Source organism: Novosphingobium sp. PP1Y, from assembly GCF_000253255.1.
GTDB lineage: Bacteria > Pseudomonadota > Alphaproteobacteria > Sphingomonadales > Sphingomonadaceae > Novosphingobium.
The window spans coordinates 3,519,912-3,538,516 of the sequence record NC_015580.1 but is presented as its reverse complement, the minus strand read 5'-3'; the positions used below and the strand labels follow the sequence as shown (position 1 = coordinate 3,538,516).

The 18,605-nt window shown below is 65.5% G+C and carries 19 protein-coding genes; 10 read left to right on the top strand and 9 right to left on the bottom strand.

The annotated features are described in order from the left end of the window. Positions 1–22 precede the first annotated feature (22 nt). From PP1Y_RS22665 to dut, 3 genes are read left to right on the top strand one after another with little or no spacing between them, the layout of a single operon-like run. Positions 23–1,117, top strand: a complete 1,095-nt coding sequence (locus PP1Y_RS22665) for a hypothetical protein (RefSeq protein ID WP_013834270.1) — start codon at positions 23–25, stop codon at positions 1,115–1,117. 37 nt (positions 1,118–1,154) lie between these two features. Continuing rightward, on the top strand, positions 1,155–2,795 hold the full coding sequence (locus tag PP1Y_RS22660; protein WP_013834269.1) for a phosphopantothenate--cysteine ligase family flavoprotein: 1,641 nt from the start codon (positions 1,155–1,157) through the stop codon (positions 2,793–2,795). Then, the gene (gene dut, locus PP1Y_RS22655) at positions 2,779–3,249 is read left to right on the top strand and encodes a dUTP diphosphatase (protein WP_013834268.1); all 471 of its coding nucleotides are present in this window, start codon (positions 2,779–2,781) and stop codon (positions 3,247–3,249) included. Before PP1Y_RS22660 ends, dut begins: the two co-directional genes overlap by 17 nt. Before the next feature lie 7 nt (positions 3,250–3,256). Here the strand turns inward: dut and PP1Y_RS22650 are convergent, their stop codons facing one another. Both PP1Y_RS22650 and PP1Y_RS22645 read right to left on the bottom strand, forming a co-directional pair. Then, a complete protein-coding gene (locus tag PP1Y_RS22650) occupies positions 3,257–3,436 on the bottom strand; it encodes a hypothetical protein (RefSeq protein WP_007012238.1) in 180 nt (59 codons plus the stop codon). Positions 3,437–3,652: 216 nt separating this feature from the next. Further along, positions 3,653–4,327 (bottom strand): DUF4136 domain-containing protein, encoded by a 675-nt coding sequence (locus PP1Y_RS22645; protein ID WP_038576145.1) that lies wholly within the window; start codon positions 4,325–4,327, stop codon positions 3,653–3,655. A 193-nt stretch (positions 4,328–4,520) separates the two neighbouring features. Between PP1Y_RS22645 and PP1Y_RS22640 the strand changes: the two genes are divergently transcribed. After that, positions 4,521–5,189 (top strand): MOSC domain-containing protein, encoded by a 669-nt coding sequence (locus PP1Y_RS22640; RefSeq protein WP_232512538.1) that lies wholly within the window; start codon positions 4,521–4,523, stop codon positions 5,187–5,189. A gap of 22 nt (positions 5,190–5,211) precedes the next feature. On the opposite strand, the gene trpS is transcribed toward PP1Y_RS22640, so the two are convergent. From trpS to secB, 3 genes are read right to left on the bottom strand one after another with little or no spacing between them, the layout of a single operon-like run. Next, positions 5,212–6,231: a tryptophan--tRNA ligase gene (gene trpS / locus PP1Y_RS22635; protein WP_013834265.1), complete on the bottom strand. Its 1,020-nt coding sequence runs from the start codon at positions 6,229–6,231 to the stop codon at positions 5,212–5,214. Between the two features lie 18 nt (positions 6,232–6,249). Next, positions 6,250–7,851, bottom strand: a complete 1,602-nt coding sequence (murJ, locus tag PP1Y_RS22630; protein WP_013834264.1) for a murein biosynthesis integral membrane protein MurJ — start codon at positions 7,849–7,851, stop codon at positions 6,250–6,252. Positions 7,852–7,899: 48 nt separating this feature from the next. Beyond that, the gene (gene secB / locus PP1Y_RS22625; protein WP_007012233.1) at positions 7,900–8,406 is read right to left on the bottom strand and encodes a protein-export chaperone SecB; all 507 of its coding nucleotides are present in this window, start codon (positions 8,404–8,406) and stop codon (positions 7,900–7,902) included. A gap of 361 nt (positions 8,407–8,767) precedes the next feature. Here secB and PP1Y_RS22620 point away from each other — a divergent pair, with 361 nt between their 5' ends. The 3 genes from PP1Y_RS22620 (at position 8,768) to PP1Y_RS22610 (ending at position 11,381) form a co-directional block, all read left to right on the top strand. Further along, positions 8,768–9,454, top strand: a complete 687-nt coding sequence (locus tag PP1Y_RS22620; protein WP_041559113.1) for a Tim44/TimA family putative adaptor protein — start codon at positions 8,768–8,770, stop codon at positions 9,452–9,454. Positions 9,455–9,597: 143 nt separating this feature from the next. Next, positions 9,598–10,806, top strand: coding sequence for a murein transglycosylase A (locus tag PP1Y_RS22615; RefSeq protein WP_148275052.1), 1,209 nt, complete (start codon positions 9,598–9,600; stop codon positions 10,804–10,806). Beyond that, entirely contained in the window at positions 10,803–11,381 is a 579-nt protein-coding gene (locus PP1Y_RS22610) for a Smr/MutS family protein (RefSeq protein ID WP_013834261.1), read from the top strand. The genes PP1Y_RS22615 and PP1Y_RS22610 overlap by 4 nt, the downstream gene beginning before the upstream one ends. A 466-nt stretch (positions 11,382–11,847) precedes the next feature. On the opposite strand, the gene ahpF is transcribed toward PP1Y_RS22610, so the two are convergent. Both ahpF and ahpC read right to left on the bottom strand, forming a co-directional pair. Continuing rightward, positions 11,848–13,446, bottom strand: coding sequence for an alkyl hydroperoxide reductase subunit F (gene ahpF, locus PP1Y_RS22600; RefSeq protein WP_013834259.1), 1,599 nt, complete (start codon positions 13,444–13,446; stop codon positions 11,848–11,850). A gap of 137 nt (positions 13,447–13,583) precedes the next feature. After that, positions 13,584–14,150: an alkyl hydroperoxide reductase subunit C gene (gene ahpC, locus PP1Y_RS22595; protein WP_007012227.1), complete on the bottom strand. Its 567-nt coding sequence runs from the start codon at positions 14,148–14,150 to the stop codon at positions 13,584–13,586. Between the two features lie 340 nt (positions 14,151–14,490). Between ahpC and PP1Y_RS22590 the strand changes: the two genes are divergently transcribed. Then, positions 14,491–15,447, top strand: coding sequence for a sulfotransferase (locus PP1Y_RS22590; protein WP_013834258.1), 957 nt, complete (start codon positions 14,491–14,493; stop codon positions 15,445–15,447). A gap of 39 nt (positions 15,448–15,486) precedes the next feature. Here the strand turns inward: PP1Y_RS22590 and aroC are convergent, their stop codons facing one another. Next, positions 15,487–16,569: a chorismate synthase gene (aroC, locus tag PP1Y_RS22585; RefSeq protein WP_013834257.1), complete on the bottom strand. Its 1,083-nt coding sequence runs from the start codon at positions 16,567–16,569 to the stop codon at positions 15,487–15,489. Positions 16,570–16,694: 125 nt separating this feature from the next. On the opposite strand from aroC, the gene PP1Y_RS22580 reads away from it, so the two are divergent. Together PP1Y_RS22580 and PP1Y_RS22575 are read left to right on the top strand one after the other, a co-directional pair. Further along, on the top strand, positions 16,695–17,000 hold the full coding sequence (locus PP1Y_RS22580) for an antibiotic biosynthesis monooxygenase (protein ID WP_013834256.1): 306 nt from the start codon (positions 16,695–16,697) through the stop codon (positions 16,998–17,000). 2 nt (positions 17,001–17,002) lie between these two features. Then, positions 17,003–17,350, top strand: a complete 348-nt coding sequence (locus tag PP1Y_RS22575; RefSeq protein ID WP_013834255.1) for an arsenate reductase — start codon at positions 17,003–17,005, stop codon at positions 17,348–17,350. 12 nt (positions 17,351–17,362) lie between these two features. Here the strand turns inward: PP1Y_RS22575 and PP1Y_RS22570 are convergent, their stop codons facing one another. Further along, positions 17,363–18,580: a hypothetical protein gene (locus PP1Y_RS22570; RefSeq protein ID WP_051010095.1), complete on the bottom strand. Its 1,218-nt coding sequence runs from the start codon at positions 18,578–18,580 to the stop codon at positions 17,363–17,365. Positions 18,581–18,605: the final 25 nt, after the last annotated feature.

Sequence of the window (18,605 nt, the reverse complement as noted above, 5' to 3'; positions counted from 1 at the left end):
GCGTTTTTCCGATTGGTCGCCGATGCTCGCCCGGCTCGTCCTGGCGATCCTTGGCCTGTTGCTCGTCGCCTCGGCCGTGGTGCCGGTCGGGCGACCGCAAGGCACGCCGGGGGCCATCGTGGCCTCGCACACGAAGCCGGTCGACACTGCGGAAGAGCCGTACGACGAGGACATCGCTCTGTACGAAGCGGCCATCGAACGCATTCGGCATGGCGAGAACTATTACGATTTCATCGTTCCCGAGCAGCGGGCGCGCAACTATCCGGTGAACCCGGGCCTTGCCGTGCGCCTGCCGACGCTGGCCTATCTCGATGCCTGGCTGGGCGAGGCGGGACAGATCGTCGCCGCGATTGCGCTGATGCTCGCAGTGATCGCCGCGTGGTGGTCGCGGTTTCGCGAGGACGCCTCGCTCGGCCGCCTGCCGCGCATGGCAACGACCATGGTCTTCGTCGGCGCATCGCTGGGGCTGAACCGCCACTATTTCCCGCTGCATGAGCTCTGGGCGGGCATGCTCGTTGCGCTTTCCTTCGGCCTGCACCGCATCGGTGCAGGCGGACAGGGCGGACGCTGGGGAGGGGCATTCCTCGCCGCGGCGCTGGCTCTGGCGATCCGGGAGCACAGCTTGCCGTTCGTACTGCTGATGGCGGCCACTGCGCTCTATTATCGGAACTGGCGCGAGGCCGCGGCATGGATCGCTCTGGTCGCGGTCTTCTTCGCCGCGCTGTCTTGGCACCTTGCCATCGTCTCGCGCGAAGTCCTGCCCAGCGACCCGCATTCCGCCCCATGGCTGGTGATGCGCGGTCTGTCGGGCTGGCTTGCCAATATCGTGCAGGCCAGCAACCTGCGGTTCCTGCCGCACTGGTTGGCGGGGCCCGCCGTGGTGCTCATGGCATTTGGCTGGCTGGGCTGGAATTCGCGGGCCGGGACCTTCGGGTTCCTGCTCAGCGCGGGGTATGGTTTCGCCTTCATGCTCGCCGGACGCTGGGACAACTTCTACTGGGGCGCGATGATCGCGCCGGCGATGTTCGCTGGCATCGTTTTCGCTCCGCGTGCCATTGCCGCCTTGTTGGAAGCAGCGGGATCAGGGGAAAGGCCGCGGTTAGTCGCGGTAAAGTAATTGCGTGAACTTCGATGCTGTTGCACAAGCGCCGACGATGAGTGGACCCAGGATTCTTCTGGTCATTGGCGGCGGCATTGCTGCCTACAAGGCCTGTGAGTTAGTCCGCCACATCCGCAAGGAGGGTGGCGAGGTTACCTGTGTTCTGACCGAAGGCGGATCGAAGTTCGTGACGCCGATGGCGCTCGCAGCGCTGTCCGAGAAGCCGGTCTATACCACGCTCTGGGACCTCAAGAACGAAGCCGAGATGGGACACATCCAGCTCAGCCGCGAGGCGGACCTCGTCGTCGTATGCCCGGCTACGGCGGACCTGCTCGCAAAGATGGCCTCGGGCATTGCCGACGATCTTGCCACGACGATGATGCTGGCGACGGACAAGCCGGTGATGGCCGTGCCTGCGATGAACGTGCGCATGTGGCAACACGCCGCCACGGTGCGCAACGTCCAGGTCCTGCGCGAGGCGGGTGTAGATGTCATGGAGCCAGACGAGGGCACGATGGCCTGCGGCGAGTATGGTCCCGGACGGCTGCCCGATCCGATCGCGATCTGGCAGCGTATCGCCTGGGCGCTTGGCCTCGGTCCCGTCGAAGTCGCGCCGCTGCCCGGCGACATGCCAAGCCGGGCCCTGCCCGAACCGCAGGACAATCCGCTTCAGTGGCAGCCGCAGTTCCATGAGCCTGAAGCCGATCTTTCCGAAGGTGAAGGACAGGGGCTGGGTGGGCTTTCGGGCTCTATGATCTCGCGCGGGCTGAAGAAGGCCAAGCAGGCGATTTCATTCGGGCACCACGAAGATGATCCCGCAGCCACCCGGGAGGCAGCGCCGTCGCCTGCGTCCTCGCTTCTGGTATCGAAGAAGGGCGCTGCCCGCGCGGCACCGCCGACCGACCCGGACGCGATCAACCACCTTGTCACCGGCGCCTCGGATTTTGCACGCCCCGAACCGTTCGACGGCGGCGTCGAGATGGTCGCCGACATGGGCGAGGTTCACAATCACCGCGGGGCCGGGACGCCGCAGCAGGCTTTCCCTGTCGAAGGGCCGCTGACCGGTCGCCACGTGCTGGTCACGGCCGGCCCGACCTGGGAGCCGATCGACCCGGTGCGCTACATCGCCAATCGCTCTTCGGGCAAGCAGGGCTTCTCGATCGCCGCCGCTGCGGCGGAAGCGGGCGCGCGCGTAACGCTGGTCGCCGGGCCGGTACACCTGCCCACTCCGCCGGGCGTCGACCGCGTCGACGTGGAGAGCGCGCTGGAAATGGCCGATGCCGTGAAGAACGCGCTTCCGGCCGACATTGCCGTCATGGTCGCGGCGGTCGCGGACTGGCGTACGGTCAATACCGCCAAGGAAAAGCTCAAGAAGCGCGGTTCGGCTCCGCCGGCGCTGCTGCTGACCGAGAACCCCGATATTCTGGCCACCGTTGCCGCGCGGCCGGACCGGCCGCCGCTTCTGATCGGCTTCGCTGCAGAGACCGACAACGTGCTCCAGTATGCCAAGGAGAAGCGCAAGCGGAAGGGCGCGGACTGGATCATTGCCAACGACGTGTCTGGCGATGTGATGGGCGGCGATGCCAATGCCGTGCACATCGTTACCGGCAGCGACGTCGTCAGCCTCCCCGAAATGCCCAAGGAGGATGTCGCGCGCATCCTCGTAGAAAGGTTTGCAGATGCACTCGCCCAGTAACGTTCCCGTGCCGATCAAGGTCCTGCCGCATGGCGAGGGGCTGCCGCTCCCCGCTTATGCGACGTCGGGCGCTGCCGGCATGGACGTCGTCTCGGCAGAGGACGTGACGATCGCGCCGGGCGCGCGTCATGCCGTGGCGACGGGCATTGCCGTGGCGATCCCGCACGGATTCGAGATTCAGGTGCGTCCGCGCTCCGGCCTTGCGCTCAAGCACGGCATCACTGTGGCCAATGCGCCCGGCACGGTCGATTCGGACTATCGCGGCGAGGTCAAGGCTATCCTCATCAACCACGGCAACGCGCCTTTCGAAATCCGGCGCGGCGACCGCGTCGCCCAGCTTGTTCTTGCGCCGGTCACGCTGGCCTCGTGGCTGCCGGTAGAGGAACTCGACGAGACCGAGCGCGGTGAAGGCGGTTTCGGTTCTACCGGCGGGGTCGTCGCCCTCGGCAACTGACCTTGCTTCAGTCGTCGCGGGCAGCGCTTTCGCGTCTGGCCCGGCGGCGCTTCATGCCATACCAGCCGACAAGGCCGAGCGTGCCCACAGTCGCGAACCCCTTGGCGAGCGAGGAGAAGGCTGCCGAAAGCGCGCCGACGGTCACACCCCAGAAGAGCTGCGACATGATGGCCATGAACGTGTTCATGGCTCGGGCTTGTCCGGGTTCGCGGCGGGCGCGTCAAGCTGCCTGAACGCATGAACCGCGCGGGCAGGTCTTACTGGGCATGCAAATCGGCTGGAGCAAGCTCCCCCTCCCGGCATACGCAAACGGCCAGCCAGCGGATGCAAAAAAGGACGGGCCCGCATGTCGCAGCGGACCCGCCCCTCGGTGTCTCCCTCTTTGCGCAGGGAGCCTGTCAGATCACTTCTTTTCCGGTGCGACTGTAATGCGCACGGTCTCGCCTGAGTTCCCGGGGAACCCGGTAAACATCGATTCGACGAGATTGGGTACGAGATACTGCAGGCGATTGGAGGTCGAGAGGGCCTCTGCCTTGCCTTCGAACAGCCGCTGGCCGTCGGCCGCGCGGTCGATCTTCAGGCTGATGCCGCTGGTATAGACGGTGTAGCTGTCGACGCCGCCATCGAAGAACGGGTCGTAGAAGCCATAGCGCCACGGTCCGCCCCAATAGCCGAAGCGCGACGGGCCCCAGTAGCCGAAGCGGTTGTAGCCATACCACGGGCCCCAGTAGGACGACGGGCCGATGCCGGTCGAACGGATGCGTTCGCGCCCATTGTCGACGCCATAGTCGAAGCGCACGATCATGTCCGCCTTTGCCGGGTCTTCGGTCGGAACATAGCCCAGGTTGGCCATGCGATCGCGCACGAGGCCAGCATACTGGGCGAATTCGAGACCGCCGGCCAGCTTGGGATCGTCTGCGACGACGGCGAAAGTCTGGCCCGAGGGGGCCGGAAGCTGGGACTGGAAGCGCGAGACGTCCGCCTTGAACGGCGTGGCGCAGGCGGCGACCGCCATCAGCAGCATGGCAGCGGCGACGAAGCGCAATCTGCCTAAAAATGATCCGGATTGATGTGACATCCTGGTTTTCTCCACGATCCATGCGGGGTCTGTCTTGCCCCGCCTGACGCGACCCGCGATTCCTTGCGATACTGTACTAGATTCAACGGCCTGAATAGCTGTTGAATGGAGGCGCAGCCGCGACGGGCCGTTGGCCTTGTTCAAACCGCCTTGGCGTGCGCGCTTCGGTCTATATGTAGGAAGACAAAGGCAAATGGCGAGTCTGATGTCCCCGTTGACCATTCCGGTTCTTTCCGTCCAGCGCGGCAAGGTGCGCAGCTTTCGCGGCGCGGACGAGCCGAGCGCAATCGGCAAGCGGCCGGTTGCAGGGAGGGTGGGTGTCGGCCGCCTCGGCCTCGACGGCGACGAGCAGGCCGACCTTGCCGTGCATGGCGGGCCGGACAAGGCGATCCACCACTATCCGCACGACCACTACGCCTACTGGCGGGGTGAAATCGGCGCGCACCCGCTTCTCGACGACTTCGGCGCTTTTGGCGAGAACGTGTCGACCCGGGGATTGACCGAGGACATGGTCTGCATCGGCGACCGATGGCGGCTCGGCACTGCACTCGTCGAGGTCAGCCAGGGGCGCCAGCCATGCTGGAAGCTCGACCACCGCTTCGACGGTGCGCGGGTCAACGCCGGCACCGTCAGGGCCCGGCGGCCGGGCTGGTACTACCGGGTGATCGAAGAGGGCGAGGTCGCTGCCGGCGACCTCATGGCACTCGAGCAGCGGCCCTATCCGGACTGGACGGTGCTGCGCGTCTTCGGCCTACTCATCGCAGGCGATCACAAGCGCGACCGGGCGAGCCTGGAAGCACTGGGCGATGTCGCGCCGCTCGCCGAACCCTGGGCCCGGCGGCGTACGCAACTCCTGGGCTGACGGCCTTTCCGCTGGGGGTCGCTCAGCCCCTGACGAGGCCGAGCGCCTTGTAGGTCGCATCGAGCGTCGGCACGGCCAGGGCGCGGGCCTTCTCGGCGCCCTTGTGCAGGATCGCGTCGAGTGCGCCGCGGTCCTGGCGCAGTTCGACAAAGCGCGCATTGATCGGCGCCAGCTTCTCGACCAGCAGTTCGCCCAGTGCAGGCTTGAACTTGCCGAAGCCCTCGCCGCCGAAATCGGCAAGCACGCCATCGACCGTGCTTCCGGTCATCACCGCGTAGATCCCGACGAGGTTCGCGGCTTCCGCGCGGCCCTCAAGCCCGGCCTTCTCGGAAGGAAGCGGTTCGGGATCGGTCTTGGCCTTCTTGACCTTCTTCATGATCGTGTCGGCATCGTCGGTCAGGTTGATGCGCGCCATGTCCGAGGGGTCGGACTTGCTCATCTTGGCCGTGCCGTCGCGCAGGGACATGATGCGCGCCGCCTCGGGCGGGATGATCGGTTCGGGCAGGGTGAACACCGGGTTCTCTTCCGAGGCGAAGTCGTTGTTGAACTTCTGCGCGATGTCGCGGGCAAGCTCGAGGTGCTGCTTCTGGTCCTCGCCCACCGGAACGTGGGTCGCCTGGTAGAGCAGCACGTCTGCGGCCTGCAGCACCGGGTAGGTGAACAGCGCGACCGAGGCGCCTTCGCGGTTCTTGCCGGCTTTGTCCTTCCACTGCGTCATGCGGTTCAGCCAGCCCATGCGGGCCGTGCCGTTGAGCAGCCATTGCAGCTCGGCATGGTGGGGAACCTGCGCCTGGTTGAACAGGATCGAGCGGTCCGGGTCGATGCCGCAGGCGACCAGCGCGGCGACCATCTCGCGGGTGTTTGACGACAGCGTTTCGGGCTCGAAGGGCATCGAGATCGCGTGGAGGTCGGCCAGGAAATACAGGCTCTGCCCGCCCTGCGCGGCCATGTCGTCCTGCATCTTCACCCAGTTGCGGATCGCGCCCAGGTAATTGCCGAGGTGCAGGTTGCCGGTGGGCTGGATGCCGGAGACGATACGCATGATGGATGAAGCCTGATGTTATTCCGAAAGATCGACCGGTTCCGCCTTCGCGGCCGGCCGGCGACGCCGTAGCTGGGCAAGCAGGTCCTTGTCGAGAGCGCCGACGACATAGGCGACGCCGAAGAAGACCACGAGGCCCGCCGTGCACAGGGCACCGAGCGACCAGATCTTCTCGAACACGTTGCCCCCATAGCGCGAGGCCATCGTCGGCACGAGCAGCCACAGGACCGCGCCCATCGCCGCGCTGGCGATGATCTGGCGCACGATGCGCGAGCCGAGCTTGCCGGTGAAGTGGAACCAGCCGCGCAGTTGCAGGATCGTGTAGAGCGTGATCACGTTGAGCGTGGAAGTGAACGCAGTGGCCGCTGCAAGGCCGACGATGCCGTAGATCGGCACGACGACGATGTTGATGGCGATGTTCACGATCAGCGCGCCGGCCGCGATCCAGACCGGGGTGCGGGTGTCCTCGCGGCTGAAGAAGGCGGGCTGGAACACCTTGACCAGCACGTAGGAGGGCAGGCCGATGACCAGTGCCACGACGATGTCGGCCATGATCGTCCCGTTCGCGCCGGTCATCTTGCCGCCCACGAAGAAGGCCGTGACGAAGGCGGGCGCGCAGATTGCCAGCGCAGTGGCCGCGGGCAGCGTGAGCAGGGTTGCGATTTCGACCGCATTGGCCTGAAGGCGCTGGGCTCCGGCCCTGTCATCGCTCTGGATGTGGCGCGCCAGCATCGGCAGGATCGCGGTGCCCAGGGCAATGCCGACGATGCCGAGCGGCATCTGGTTGAGGCGGTCGGCGTACTTGAGCAGCGTGAGCGAACCCTGCGCCAGCGAAGTGGCGAAGAAGGTATCGACGAACTGGCTGATCTGGTAGACGCCCGCGCCAAAGGTGGCAGGCAGGATCAGCATGCCCAGGCGCTTCACTTCGGGAGTGAACCTGGGCGTCGTGAGCTTCAGCTTCACGCCGGCCTTGCGCGTGGCCCAGGCCATGTAGGCGAGCTGCGCCACGCCCGATGCCGTCACTGCGACTGCGATCGACCAGGCGACCGTCACGTCGCTGCCGCCGTTTTCGCGCAGGAAATAGCCGGTGAGGATGCCGGTGATCAGCACGATGTTGAGCAGCACCGGCACGAAGGCGCCCGGCGCGAACTTCGAGTGCGCGTTGAGCAGGCCCGAGAGCATCGCCACCAGGCTGACGAGGCCGAGATAGGGGAAGGTCACGCGGCTGAGCGTTACCGCGAGCTCGAACTTGCCTGGGATCGCCTGGTATTCGGCTGCGAGCAGCCAGACGATCAGCGGCATCGCCAGCATGGCGATTGCCGAAAAGCCCAGCAGGACCCAGACAAAGACCGCAAGGACGTCGCTGGCGAAACGGTCGGCGGCATCCTCGCCGCCTTCGCCGGCCAGCGTCCGGGTGTACATCGGCACGAAGGCGACCGAGAAGGCGCCCTCGGCGAACAGGCGCCGGAAGGTGTTGGGCAGGACGAAGGCAAGCTGGAACGCGTCCGCGGCCAGCCCGGCGCCAAGGACGCGGGCCAGCAGCATGTCGCGGGCAAAACCGAAGACGCGGCTGAGGGCTGTGAGGCCGCCGATCGTGCCGACGTTGCGGACGAGACTCATGGCATCAGCCCTTCGGCATCCGGCCCGTTAGCCGCGCTTCGGTAGGGGTCAGGCGTTGCCTGCGGGCTGGGTTTCGGCAGCCTGCTGCTGAGCCTGAAGCTGCTGGACGTAGAGCCCGTTGAAGTCGATCGGCTCGAGCATCAGCGGCGCGAAGCCGGCATCGCGGACGGCGTCGGAAACCACGCGGCGCGCGAAGGGGAACAGGATGCGCGGCGCTTCGGCAAACAGGAAGGCGTGCGCCTGGCCCTCGTCGAGATTGCGCATGCCCACGAGCGCGCAATAGGACAGGTCGACGACATAGGCGGTGCCGGCCTCGGCCTTCGAGGTGCAGGTGATCTTCAGTTCGACTTCATGGACTTCGCCGTCGATCGGGCGTGCGCCGATGTTGAACTGGATGTCGACCTGCGGCTGGTCCTGCCACTGGAAGCTCTGCGGCGAATTCGGGTTCTCGACCGAGAGATCCTTGACGTACTGGGTGATGATGCCCGCGGACGGACCGGTGTCCTCGCCATTGCCGAGGTTGAGATCGGAGATGATGTTGCCGTCGTCGGCCATTTTGCTGTCTTCCCGCAAGTAGGTCTGAAATGAACTCTGGCGGCGCGCCTAAAGCATTTTGCCCCCCTGTGGAACACCCGAAGCGCGTGAATTTGCCTTCCGGAACGGATTCGCGCAGGGGATTTTCGTGAAGATCGGTGTCGCCGCCGGGCTATCGGGCAACGGACGGGCGAAAAAATGCCCCGACCGGGCCACTCACGCGTTGTTCATTTGTAAAGGCTACCTATCTCAGGTTATGTTGAATCGCTGGAACAGGGGCTCGTCCTTCGAGTTGAATGCCTGAAGGGTTGTTTGCCGGAACATGGCGCAATCGCTGTTTTACAGGTTTCCCTCAAAGCGAAGAAGGGATGGAATAAGGAACGTGACACCGGAAATCGTGATCCTGGCCATGATCGCAGCCTTCCTGGGCTTGCGGCTCTATTCCGTGCTTGGGCGTCGTGCCGAGCACGAAGAAGAGCCCATTCAGGGACGCTTCGAAGGCCGCCAGGGGCAGCCGGGTGCAGCGCGCGTTCCGGCTCCCAAGCCCGACGCCAAAGCGGACGATCGCAACCCTGCCCGGCAGGCCCAGCGCCTGCGTGAAATGCCGTTGGCCCCGCCTTCGGTCGAGCGGGGCCTCGCCGAAATCGCGCAAGTCGATCGCCGGTTCGATGCGCTTGCCTTCCTCGAAGGCGCGCGCAGTGCCTACCGCATGATCCTCGAGGCTTTCTGGAAGGCCGACAAGGCAGAGCTTCGCGCCCTGTGCGACGATGACGTCTACGAGAGCTTCTCGGCAGCGATCGATGCCCGCGTCGAGGCTGGCGAAACGATGGATAACCGCCTGATCCGCATTGAGGAATGCGCCGTCACGGCAGCCGGCATCGACAATGGTCTTGCCCGCATCACGCTGCGCTTCCGTTCGGACATCGCCGCGGTTACGCGCGACGCGGATGGGCATGTCGTGGCAGGCTCGCTCGACGATGCGATCGAAGCTGTCGACGTGTGGACCTTCTCGCGCGCCGTCAATTCGCCCGATCCCGACTGGCTGCTCGACGAGACCGACGCGGCCTGAGAATCAGGATCGCGGCAGCTCGAATGATGACCATTCGAAACTGAACTACGCGGGGCCGGTTTACCGGCCCCGTTCCGTCTGGGAGCATGGTCTTGGGGCAGGGACTTCAAACGGCAGGTAGAGCGCCAGAGGGCAAGTGCGCATTGGGCAACACTGGCGTTCCCGCGCGCAAGATCGCCGCTCTCTCGCTCGCCTTTCTGCTGGCCTCGTGCGTGCGACTGATCCCGGGCGGCAGCGTCAGTGGACCGGTGACGCCGCCTGTCGCGCTACCGACCGCCGAATCGGCGCTTGCCCTCGGCGTGCGGCAGGGGCCCGCCATCGCCGCCTTGCGACTCGGACAGTCCGACTCGGTTTCCGCGCTGGCCTCGTTCCGCGAAAGCTGCCCGCGCGTGACGGTGCGCGCCGACGGCAGCGGGCTTACCCGGCCAGAGGACTGGCGTCAGGCCTGCGTCGCTGCGGCGAGCTGGGCGCCTGCGACCGCGCCGCAATTCTTCACCACGTTCTTCGAGGCCGCGCGCGTCGGCGACGGATCGGCCTTCGCGACCGGATACTACGAACCGGAGATCGCGGGCTCGCGCATTCGCCGTCCCGGCTACGATGTGCCGATCTACGGCCTGCCGACGGACCTGGTGCGGGCGAACCCCGGCGATGCGCAGCCGCTTGAGAACGGTCGCATGCCGCTGGGGCGGTACGATCGCGACGGCCGTTTCGTGCCCTATTTCGACCGCGCCGAGATCGAGCAGGGTGCGCTCATGGGCCGCGGGCTGGAAATCGGCTGGGCGGCCGACCCGGTCGAAGTGTTCTTCCTGCAGGTCCAGGGTTCGGGACGGCTGCGTGCGCCGGACGGATCGGTGGTGCGGATCGGCTATGCCGGGCAGAACGGCCGGCCTTACACCGGTATCGGCGGCCTCATGCGCGAGCGCGGGCTGATCGGTTCCGGGCCCGGGCGGTATCCCGGCTCGATGCAGGGCATCATCCAGTACATCCGCGATCACCCGGCCGAGGGCGCAGCGCTCATGCGCGAGAACCGCTCCTGGGTCTTCTTCAGGGAGCTCACGGGCGACGGACCGCTTGGCGCGCTGAACGTGCCTGTACGACCGCTCAGCTCCGTTGCTGCCGATCCGCGCTTCGTGCCCCTCGGTGCCCCGGTCTGGCTGGACCTTGATCGCCGCGAGGCAGGCGGGCTCTGGATTGCACAGGACACCGGCGGCGCGATCAAGGGCGCCAACCGCTTCGATACGTTCTGGGGGGCAGGTGAGCAGGCCCGGCTCACCGCTGGCGGCATGAGCGGCCGGGGCAGTGCGCTGATCTTCCTGCCCAAGGGGACGCTGAAGCGACTTGGCGCGCAATGAGGCGTCCCAGCCGCAAGCTGTCGCCCGACGAGGCGGAAGTGTGGGCCCGCGTCGCGCGCACGGTCACGCCGCTGGAGAAGCGTAAGCCGCTGCCGGTCGCATCGCCCGCGCCTGCGGAACGGCCCAGCATCTCGTCTCCGCCAGTGCCGCCGCCGAAGAAGATCAAGGGGCGGGTGCCGCCGCCGCTCCCGCCGAAACCTCTGCCGCCCAAACCGAAGGGGGAGACGCAGCTCCACCTCGACGGTTCATGGGAGAAGCGCATTGCCAAGGGCACGCTGGTGCCCGACTTCAGTCTGGACCTGCACGGCTCCACGCTCGACAGCGCCTATCATCGCCTCATGCATGGGCTGGGACAGGCCAAGGCCATGGGCGCGCGCGTGGTGCTGGTGGTGACGGGAAAACCCCGCCCGGTCGACGCGATGGATCGCGGTGAGCGGCGCGGGGCTATCAGGGCCAAGATCAATGACTGGTTGGCCGCCAGTGAACATGCCTCCGACATCGTCGCCATTCGCGGCGCGCATCGCCGCCATGGCGGGCAGGGGGCTATCTACGTGGTGTTGAAAAGAAGGCGCTGAACCCGAAAGGGTCCAGTCAAATTCATCCGAATCGACTGTGCAGATCCGACGCGACTGCGTCAGTTCTTGCGAGCGCGTAAGTCATCGGGCCAGATCTTCTCAGGGACTGGCAAATCCAGATGCCATGGTCTTCGCAATAGTCGCGAAGTTCATGGAATTTGTCTTCTCTATACGTAAAGCGGTGAAAGTCCGATATATTGTTGGTCATGTGGCGAAGTATATACGAAGATTGCGAAATTTTCAACCGGAGCGGTTTGCATTATTTTTATGTGACCTGCGCGATTTCAGCGTCATTTTTTTCGCCGGTCCCTATGCTCATTTCCTGCAAGTCACAGGCCGGCGGGCGAGCCTTCGCTTCCACCGGATGTAAGCCGGAACGCAGGAACGGGCGGGGACCCTGCGATCCCCGCCCGTTCCGGTTATCCAGTGGAGTGCGCCGGATGATCCGGGCACCGCTGTTGCGCGATCAGGCGGCCTGGGCGGCCTGCGCGATCTCTTCGGGTGCCTCGTTGCGGATCAGGTAGTCGAATGCGGAGAGCGCCGCCTTCGATCCTTCGCCCATGGCGATGATGATCTGCTTGTAGGGCACCGTGGTGGCATCGCCTGCGGCAAAGACGCCGGGCAGGTTGGTCGCCGCCTTGCCGTCGATCGCGATCTCGCCGAAGCGGGTCATCTCGAGACCCGAGTCCTTGAGCCACTCGGTGTTGGGCACCAGTCCGATCTGCACGAAGACGCCTTCGAGCTCGACGTGGTGTTCCTCGCCGCTGTCGCGATCCTTGTAGGTCAGGCCGTTGACCTTCTCGCCGTCGCCGGTGACCTCGGTGGTCTGGGCGGAGACGAGGATGTCGACGTTCTTCATCGAACGCAGCTTGTCCTGCAGGACCTGGTCGGCGCGCAGCCTGGCGTCGAACTCGATCAGGGTGACGTGGCCGACGATATTGGCCAGGTCGATCGCCGCCTCGACGCCCGAGTTGCCGCCGCCGATCACCGCCACGCGCTTGCCCTTGAACAGGGGGCCGTCGCAGTGTGGGCAATAGGCCACGCCCTTGGTGCGGTACTCGGCCTCGCCGGGCACGCCCAGGTTGCGCCAGCGCGCGCCGGTGGTGAGAACCAGCGAACGGGCCTTGAGCGATGCGCCGTTCGAGAACTGCACTTCGTGATAGCCGCCGGCTTCGCTGGCCGGGATCAGCTTCTCGGCACGAAGCAGGTTCATGGTGTCGATGTCATACTCGCCCACGTGCTGTTCCAGCGCGGCGGCAAGTTTGGGACCTTCGGTGTAGGGAACAGAGATGAAGTTCTCGATGCCCATGGTGTCCATCACCTGGCCGCCCATGCGCTCGGCGGCGATGCCGGTGCTGAAGCCCTTGCGCGCGGTGTAGATCGCGGCCGAGGCGCCGGCAGGACCGCCGCCGATGACGAGCACCTCGAAGGGCTTCTTGTCGGCAAGCTTGGCCGCAGCCCTGGCGTCGGCGCCCTTGTCGAGCTTGCCGAGGATTTCCTCGATGCTCATCTTGCCCGAGCCCCACATGTCACCGTTGAGGAACACGGCGGGCACGGCGAGGACGCCGCGGCCTTCGACCTCGTCCTTGAACGCGCCGCCTTCGATCAGGGTGGCGGTGATGCGCGGGTTGTAGAGCGCCATCAGGGTCAGCGCCTGAACGACATCCGGACAGTTGTGGCACGAGAGCGAGAAATACATCTCGAAATCGAAGTCGCCCTCAAGCTGGCGGATCTGGTCAAGGACCTCGTCCGATACCTTGGGCGGGTGGCCGCCGGTCCAGAGCAGAGCGAGGACCAGGGACGTGAATTCGTGGCCGAGCGGAACGCCGGCGAAGCGGACCCATGCCTCGGTGTTCGAGGCACGACGGATGATGAAGCTGGGCTTGCGCGCGTCGTCGCCGTCGAAATGGGCGGTGACCTTGTCGGAGAGCGCGGCGATCTGGGTCAGCAGGTCGCGGGTTTCGGCCGACTTTGCGTCGTCGCTCAGCGAGGCAACGAGTTCGATCGGTTCGCGCAGCATTCCGAGATACTGCGAAAGCTGTTGCTTCAGGTTTTCATCAAGCATCGTGTTGGGTCCTGTGAAAATGTCGGGAGAGGTTGCGAAGGTCCGCGGCCCGGGGCTTTCGGGGGGAGGGATCCGCCCCGAGCCGCGTCCTTCAGGCGGCCCTCAGGCCGCCGTTCTCCGGTACGACCCGGAGGAAATCAGAGCTTGCCGACGAGGTCGAGCGAGGGAGCGAGGGTCTCGCTGCCTTCTTCCCACTTGGCCGGGCAGACCTGGCCGGGGTGGGCACGCACGTACTGCGCGGCCTTGATCTTGCGGACGAGTTCCGACGCGTTGCGGCCAACGCCTTCGCAGGTGATTTCCATGATCTGGATCACGCCGTCCGGGTCGACGACGAAGGTGGCGCGGTCGGCAAGGCCCGAATCCTCGCGCAGGACGCCGAAGTTGTTGGTCAGCGCGTGGTTCTGGTCACCCAGGAAAGCGTATCCGCACTTGCCGATCTTTTCCGAGGTGTCGTGCCAGGCCTTGTGGCTGAAGTGGGTGTCGGTCGAGACGCCGAACACTTCGACGCCCATGCCCTTCAGCGCGTCGTACTGATCGGCGAGGTCTTCCAGTTCGGTCGGGCAGACGAAGGTGAAGTCGGCCGGATAGAAGAAGAACACGGCCCACTTGCCCGCGATGTCGGCTTCGGTGACGTCGAAGAAGTCCTTGCCCGCCTGGAATGCGGTGTTCTTGAACGGCTTGATGGTGCTACCGATGATACCCATGGTCGTGTTTCCCTCTAGATTGGGTGTTGAATGGACGAGAGGGAGATAGGCGCTGCGCATGACGATTTGTAGCGCGATGATTCGATTGGCTTGATCGGATTGCTCGATTAGTCGCAGTCAAGTTGACCGATTTCATCGATAAGGCGTGTCCCCGCGCTTCCCGGGCCTCGAAAACGGCCGCTGCGATCATGCCGGAAGGGTTACCCTGTCGCCGCGTCCGGCACCGATCCGCTATCCCGAACGGGTAATTGACTCTCCGTGCTCCGGTCCTGTTCCCTGTAACTATAGATTAAAAAAGCGGTTTCGGAGTCGCGGTGTGAATGGGGATGAGGAACTGAACATGCGCGCCAGGTTGGGGCGTTTCGCGCGCGGGGCTGCCGGTTCGGCCATCAGGCTGCTGGATGCCTCGCTCGCGCCATTCGTGCCCGTCCGCTCGGCCCGGTCGCAGCATCCCCCCATCTTCATCGTTGGCCTGCCACGATCCGGAACCACGGTTGTCTACCAGGCAATGACGACGGTCTGGCGCTTCGCCTACATCAATAACATCACCGAGCGCTTCCCCCGCAGCAATGCGCGCGTTTCCAGGCTCTTGCGTGCGCATGCCTGGCGCGTGCCGCCCGAATTCACCAGCTACGTCGGCAGAACGCCAGGTCCGTCCGGACCGAGCGAGGGCATCGCCTTCTGGCAGCACGCCTTCCCGAGCGAGACGCACGAGGCGGTTGAGCCGGAGGAAGTGGATCCGGAGCGTGAGCGCTGGCTGGTGAACTCCGTGGCAAGCCTGAGCGAACAGTTCGATGCGCCCTTCCTGTCCAAGGTCCCCTGCAACAGCCTGCGGATTTCCGCGCTGGAGGCGATCTTCCCGGATGCGCTCTTCGTCGTCGTCCGGCGCGACCTGATGGATGTGGCGCAATCGCTGCTCAAGGCGCGCCGTGAACGCTGCGGAAACGCGCGCGGGCATTATTCCGTCATTCCGCGAGGGCTTGAGGATCTCGGCGATCTACCCCCGGTTGAGTATGTCGCCCAGCAGGTCGCCATGACCGAAATTGCCATGCGCGAAGCTCTGGAAAGTCTGTCGGGGAACCGCTTCCACGAAATCGACTATGTGGACTTCTGCGCCGAGCCGCGGGACGTGCTGGCACAGTTCGAACAATTCGCTTCGGAGCACGGTCTGGAGCTTGAGTGGCGATCCACGATGAGCCGGGTGCCCCCCGCTTTCGAAGCCAGCCAGGGGATCTGCATGCCTGCCGTCGAGCGCAAGACGATCGAAAAGACGCTGGTCAGGAACCGCGTGATCTAGACCGCGCCGCACTTTCGCGCGGCGCCGAAGCAGCCTCGTTCAGCCGCACTGGCCCCGGTGCAGGAGCTTGTGGTCCGCCAGCACCAGCGCCATCATCGCTTCGACTACCGGGACGCCGCGAATGCCGACGCAGGGGTCGTGGCGGCCCTTGGTGAACAGCTCGGTAGCTTCGCCTTCGCGCGTGACCGTCGGTTGCGGTGTGAGGATCGAGCTGGTCGGCTTGAAGGCGACGCGCACGGTCACCGGCTGGCCGGTCGAGATGCCTCCGGCAATGCCGCCGGCGTGGTTGGCGAGGAAGTCGGGGCCGTGTTCACCGGGGCGCATCGGGTCGGCGTTCTGCTCGCCGGTCAGGCGCGCGGCTGCGAAGCCGTCGCCGATTTCCACGCCCTTGACCGCATTGATGCCCATCATCGCCGCAGCGAGATCGGCATCGAGCTTGCCGTAGAGCGGGGCGCCCCAGCCAGCAGGGACATTGGTGGCCACGCATTCCACCACAGCACCGACCGAGGAGCCGGACTTGCGGGCATCGTCGACGATCTTCTCCCAGCGAGGGACCGCTTGGGGATCGGGGCAGAAGAAGGGATTGCGGCCGATCTCGGCGGGATCGAAATTCGCCATGTCGATGGCATCGCCGCCGATCTCGGCGACGTAGCCCAGGATCGAGACATCGTCGATGACCAGCCGCGCGACTGCTCCCGCTGCAACGCGGCTTGCGGTTTCGCGCGCGGAGCTGCGGCCGCCGCCACGATAGTCGCGAAAGCCGTACTTGGCGTCGTAGGCATAGTCGGCATGGCCGGGGCGATAGGCCTTGGCGACGTCCGAATAGTCCTTGGAGCGCTGGTCGACGTTCTCGATCATCAGGCTGATCGGCGTTCCGGTGGTGCGGCGCACGCCGTCGGGAGCCTCGAACACGCCGGACAGGATGCGGACCTGGTCCGGTTCCTGGCGCTGGGTCGTGAACTTGGACTGGCCGGGGCGGCGCGCATCGAGGAAGGGCTGGATGAGCGCTTCGTCGATCTCGATGCCCGGAGGGCACCCGTCGACGACGGCGCCGATCGCGGGCCCGTGGCTTTCGCCCCAGGTGGTGAAACGCAGGATATGGCCGAAGGTGTTGACGCTCATGGGTTGCGCTTTGTCGCGACAAGTACGGTTTGTCCAGCGTTTCGCAGGGTCTGGCGGCCTGCTCATATGCCTGTACTGCGTCCTGCGAGCTTTCGCGAAGTTGGCGAGTGGGATAGGGGGCAAGGATGTTTCTCGTCGTCTTCCGCAACCGCAAGCGCGCCGACATCGATGCGCGGGCCTATTCCCGCGATGCCGAGGCGATGGAAGCGCTCGCCCGCAGCCAGCCGGGCTTCCTCTCGTTCAAGAGCTACGCCAGCGAAGACGGCGAGGTGATCGCGCTGTCCGAATGGGAGGACGAAGCCAGCGCCCGCGACTGGGGCCGCCAGGCCGAGCATGTCATCGTCCAGGGCCGCGGCCGCGACGACTACTATCGGGACTATACCCTCTTCGCGTGCGATTCGCCGCGCATCCACCGCTTTGAAAGGAGCTGACATTGAGCCTCGAATTCTACGGCATTCCCAACTGCGACACCGTCAAGAAAGCGCGCAAGTGGCTGGAGGGGCAGGGGCTCGACTACGCCTTCCATGACTACAAGAAGGAAGGTGCGGATGCCGCCAGGCTGGAGAAGTGGGTTGCAGAAGCCGGTTGGGAAAAGGTCCTGAACCGCGCAGGCACGACCTTCCGCAAGCTGCCCGAAGAGGACAAGGCCGATCTCGATGCGGCCAAGGCCGTGCGCATCATGGCGGCCAATCCGAGCTGCATCAAGCGGCCCATCGTCGAGCATTCCGGTGGCATTCTCGTCGGTTTCAAGCAGCCCGAGTGGGAAAGCGCGCTGGGCTGAGGCGGCCCCGGCTCACCCTTCGGCGGAGGTGCCGAAAACCGCGGCCGCGGCACCGAGAACGGCCAGCGCGCCGAACAGCAAGACCCGCCGGTCGCGGCCATCCCTGGCGCCGCCATACCAGGCGCGCAAGGCGGCCAGCAGCGATTGCGCCGCGTAATAGAAGGCGAAGGCGCGCGATGCATAGGCGATGATCTCGAAGACATTGGCAAGCCAGGTCATGGCGAGGCCGACGCCGACCAGGATCAGGTAAGTCGTCTTGCCGCCGACCTTGCCTTGCGTCAGTTCGCGCACGAGGCCGCCCGATCCGTTGGTGTCTGCCACGGCGGCGCTGAACTGGGCGCTGAGCGCGGCCAGGATCAGCAGCGGGCCGAGGACGACCGAAACGCCGCGCATCATGTCGATGATCGCGGTTTCCTCCAGCGTGAACGAACCGCTTTCGAAGCTGACGGCGAGCAGGGCGACATAGGCGAGGTAGATGCCGGTCGCGATCCACTGCGACAGGCGCATGGATCGCTGCCGCTCGTCTGGCGAGTAGTGAGAGCCGAGATAGCGCGATGTCTCGAAGCCCTGCACCGTCACGATCAGGCCGAACATCAGCTGGACCGAGCCGATGAAGCCCAGCTTCATCCCGCTGGTTTCGAGGTGATGGCCGTTCCATTCGACCCCTGCATGGACGGCGAGGGCGGCGATCAGGGCGGCGATGACCACCAGCTTGATCGATACCGTGACCTGCTCCATCCGCTCGAGCAGCGAGAAGCCCTTGGTCAGCCCCGCCGCCAGGATCACCAGGTACACGCCGGTGGTGATGGCGCGTCCCAGGATGTCCGAAGGCGCACCGAAGATGCGCGCGGCGAAGGCGCCGAACAGGTTGAGGTAATAGGCAACCGAAATGACGTAGGCGAAGGCCAGCGCCCAGCTGGCGATCCCTTCGACGCGATTGGCGAGATCGGTGTCGCGGTCCGGCTCGTCGAGGCGGGCGATGTTGTAGCGGATCGCCGAGCCGAAGGCGTAACCGGCGAAACACAGCAGCGCCATGGCGACGATGCCCCAGGTGCCGAAAGTATCGGTGAGGATCGGGCCGAGAATGAGGAAGCCGCTGCCGATGATCGAGGCGAGCGGCGTCACCGTGGCCCGCCACAGCTTGGCCTTGGCAAGCCGCGGCCAGAACAGCAGGGCTGCCACGGCGATGCCGGCCACGGCCATGGCGATGTCGATCATGCCGGCGATCATCGGTTTCGGGTTCCGGGTGGAAGGA

Coding starts and splice junctions, on each gene's coding strand:
- PP1Y_RS22570 (WP_051010095.1), bottom strand. CDS start 18,580: ATGATCGCCGGCATGATCGACATCGCCATGGCCGTGGCCGGCATCGCC.
- PP1Y_RS22645 (WP_038576145.1), bottom strand. CDS start 4,327: ATGTCACATCAATCCGGATCATTTTTAGGCAGATTGCGCTTCGTCGCC.
- ahpF (WP_013834259.1), bottom strand. CDS start 13,446: ATGCTTGATGAAAACCTGAAGCAACAGCTTTCGCAGTATCTCGGAATG.
- PP1Y_RS22660 (WP_013834269.1), top strand. CDS start 1,155: ATGAGTGGACCCAGGATTCTTCTGGTCATTGGCGGCGGCATTGCTGCC.
- PP1Y_RS22610 (WP_013834261.1), top strand. CDS start 10,803: ATGAGGCGTCCCAGCCGCAAGCTGTCGCCCGACGAGGCGGAAGTGTGG.
- secB (WP_007012233.1), bottom strand. CDS start 8,406: ATGGCCGACGACGGCAACATCATCTCCGATCTCAACCTCGGCAATGGC.
- dut (WP_013834268.1), top strand. CDS start 2,779: ATGCACTCGCCCAGTAACGTTCCCGTGCCGATCAAGGTCCTGCCGCAT.
- trpS (WP_013834265.1), bottom strand. CDS start 6,231: ATGCGTATCGTCTCCGGCATCCAGCCCACCGGCAACCTGCACCTCGGC.
- murJ (WP_013834264.1), bottom strand. CDS start 7,851: ATGAGTCTCGTCCGCAACGTCGGCACGATCGGCGGCCTCACAGCCCTC.
- ahpC (WP_007012227.1), bottom strand. CDS start 14,150: ATGGGTATCATCGGTAGCACCATCAAGCCGTTCAAGAACACCGCATTC.
- aroC (WP_013834257.1), bottom strand. CDS start 16,569: ATGAGCGTCAACACCTTCGGCCATATCCTGCGTTTCACCACCTGGGGC.
- PP1Y_RS22650 (WP_007012238.1), bottom strand. CDS start 3,436: ATGAACACGTTCATGGCCATCATGTCGCAGCTCTTCTGGGGTGTGACC.
- PP1Y_RS22640 (WP_232512538.1), top strand. CDS start 4,521: ATGGCGAGTCTGATGTCCCCGTTGACCATTCCGGTTCTTTCCGTCCAG.
- PP1Y_RS22580 (WP_013834256.1), top strand. CDS start 16,695: ATGTTTCTCGTCGTCTTCCGCAACCGCAAGCGCGCCGACATCGATGCG.
- PP1Y_RS22590 (WP_013834258.1), top strand. CDS start 14,491: ATGCGCGCCAGGTTGGGGCGTTTCGCGCGCGGGGCTGCCGGTTCGGCC.
- PP1Y_RS22665 (WP_013834270.1), top strand. CDS start 23: ATGCTCGCCCGGCTCGTCCTGGCGATCCTTGGCCTGTTGCTCGTCGCC.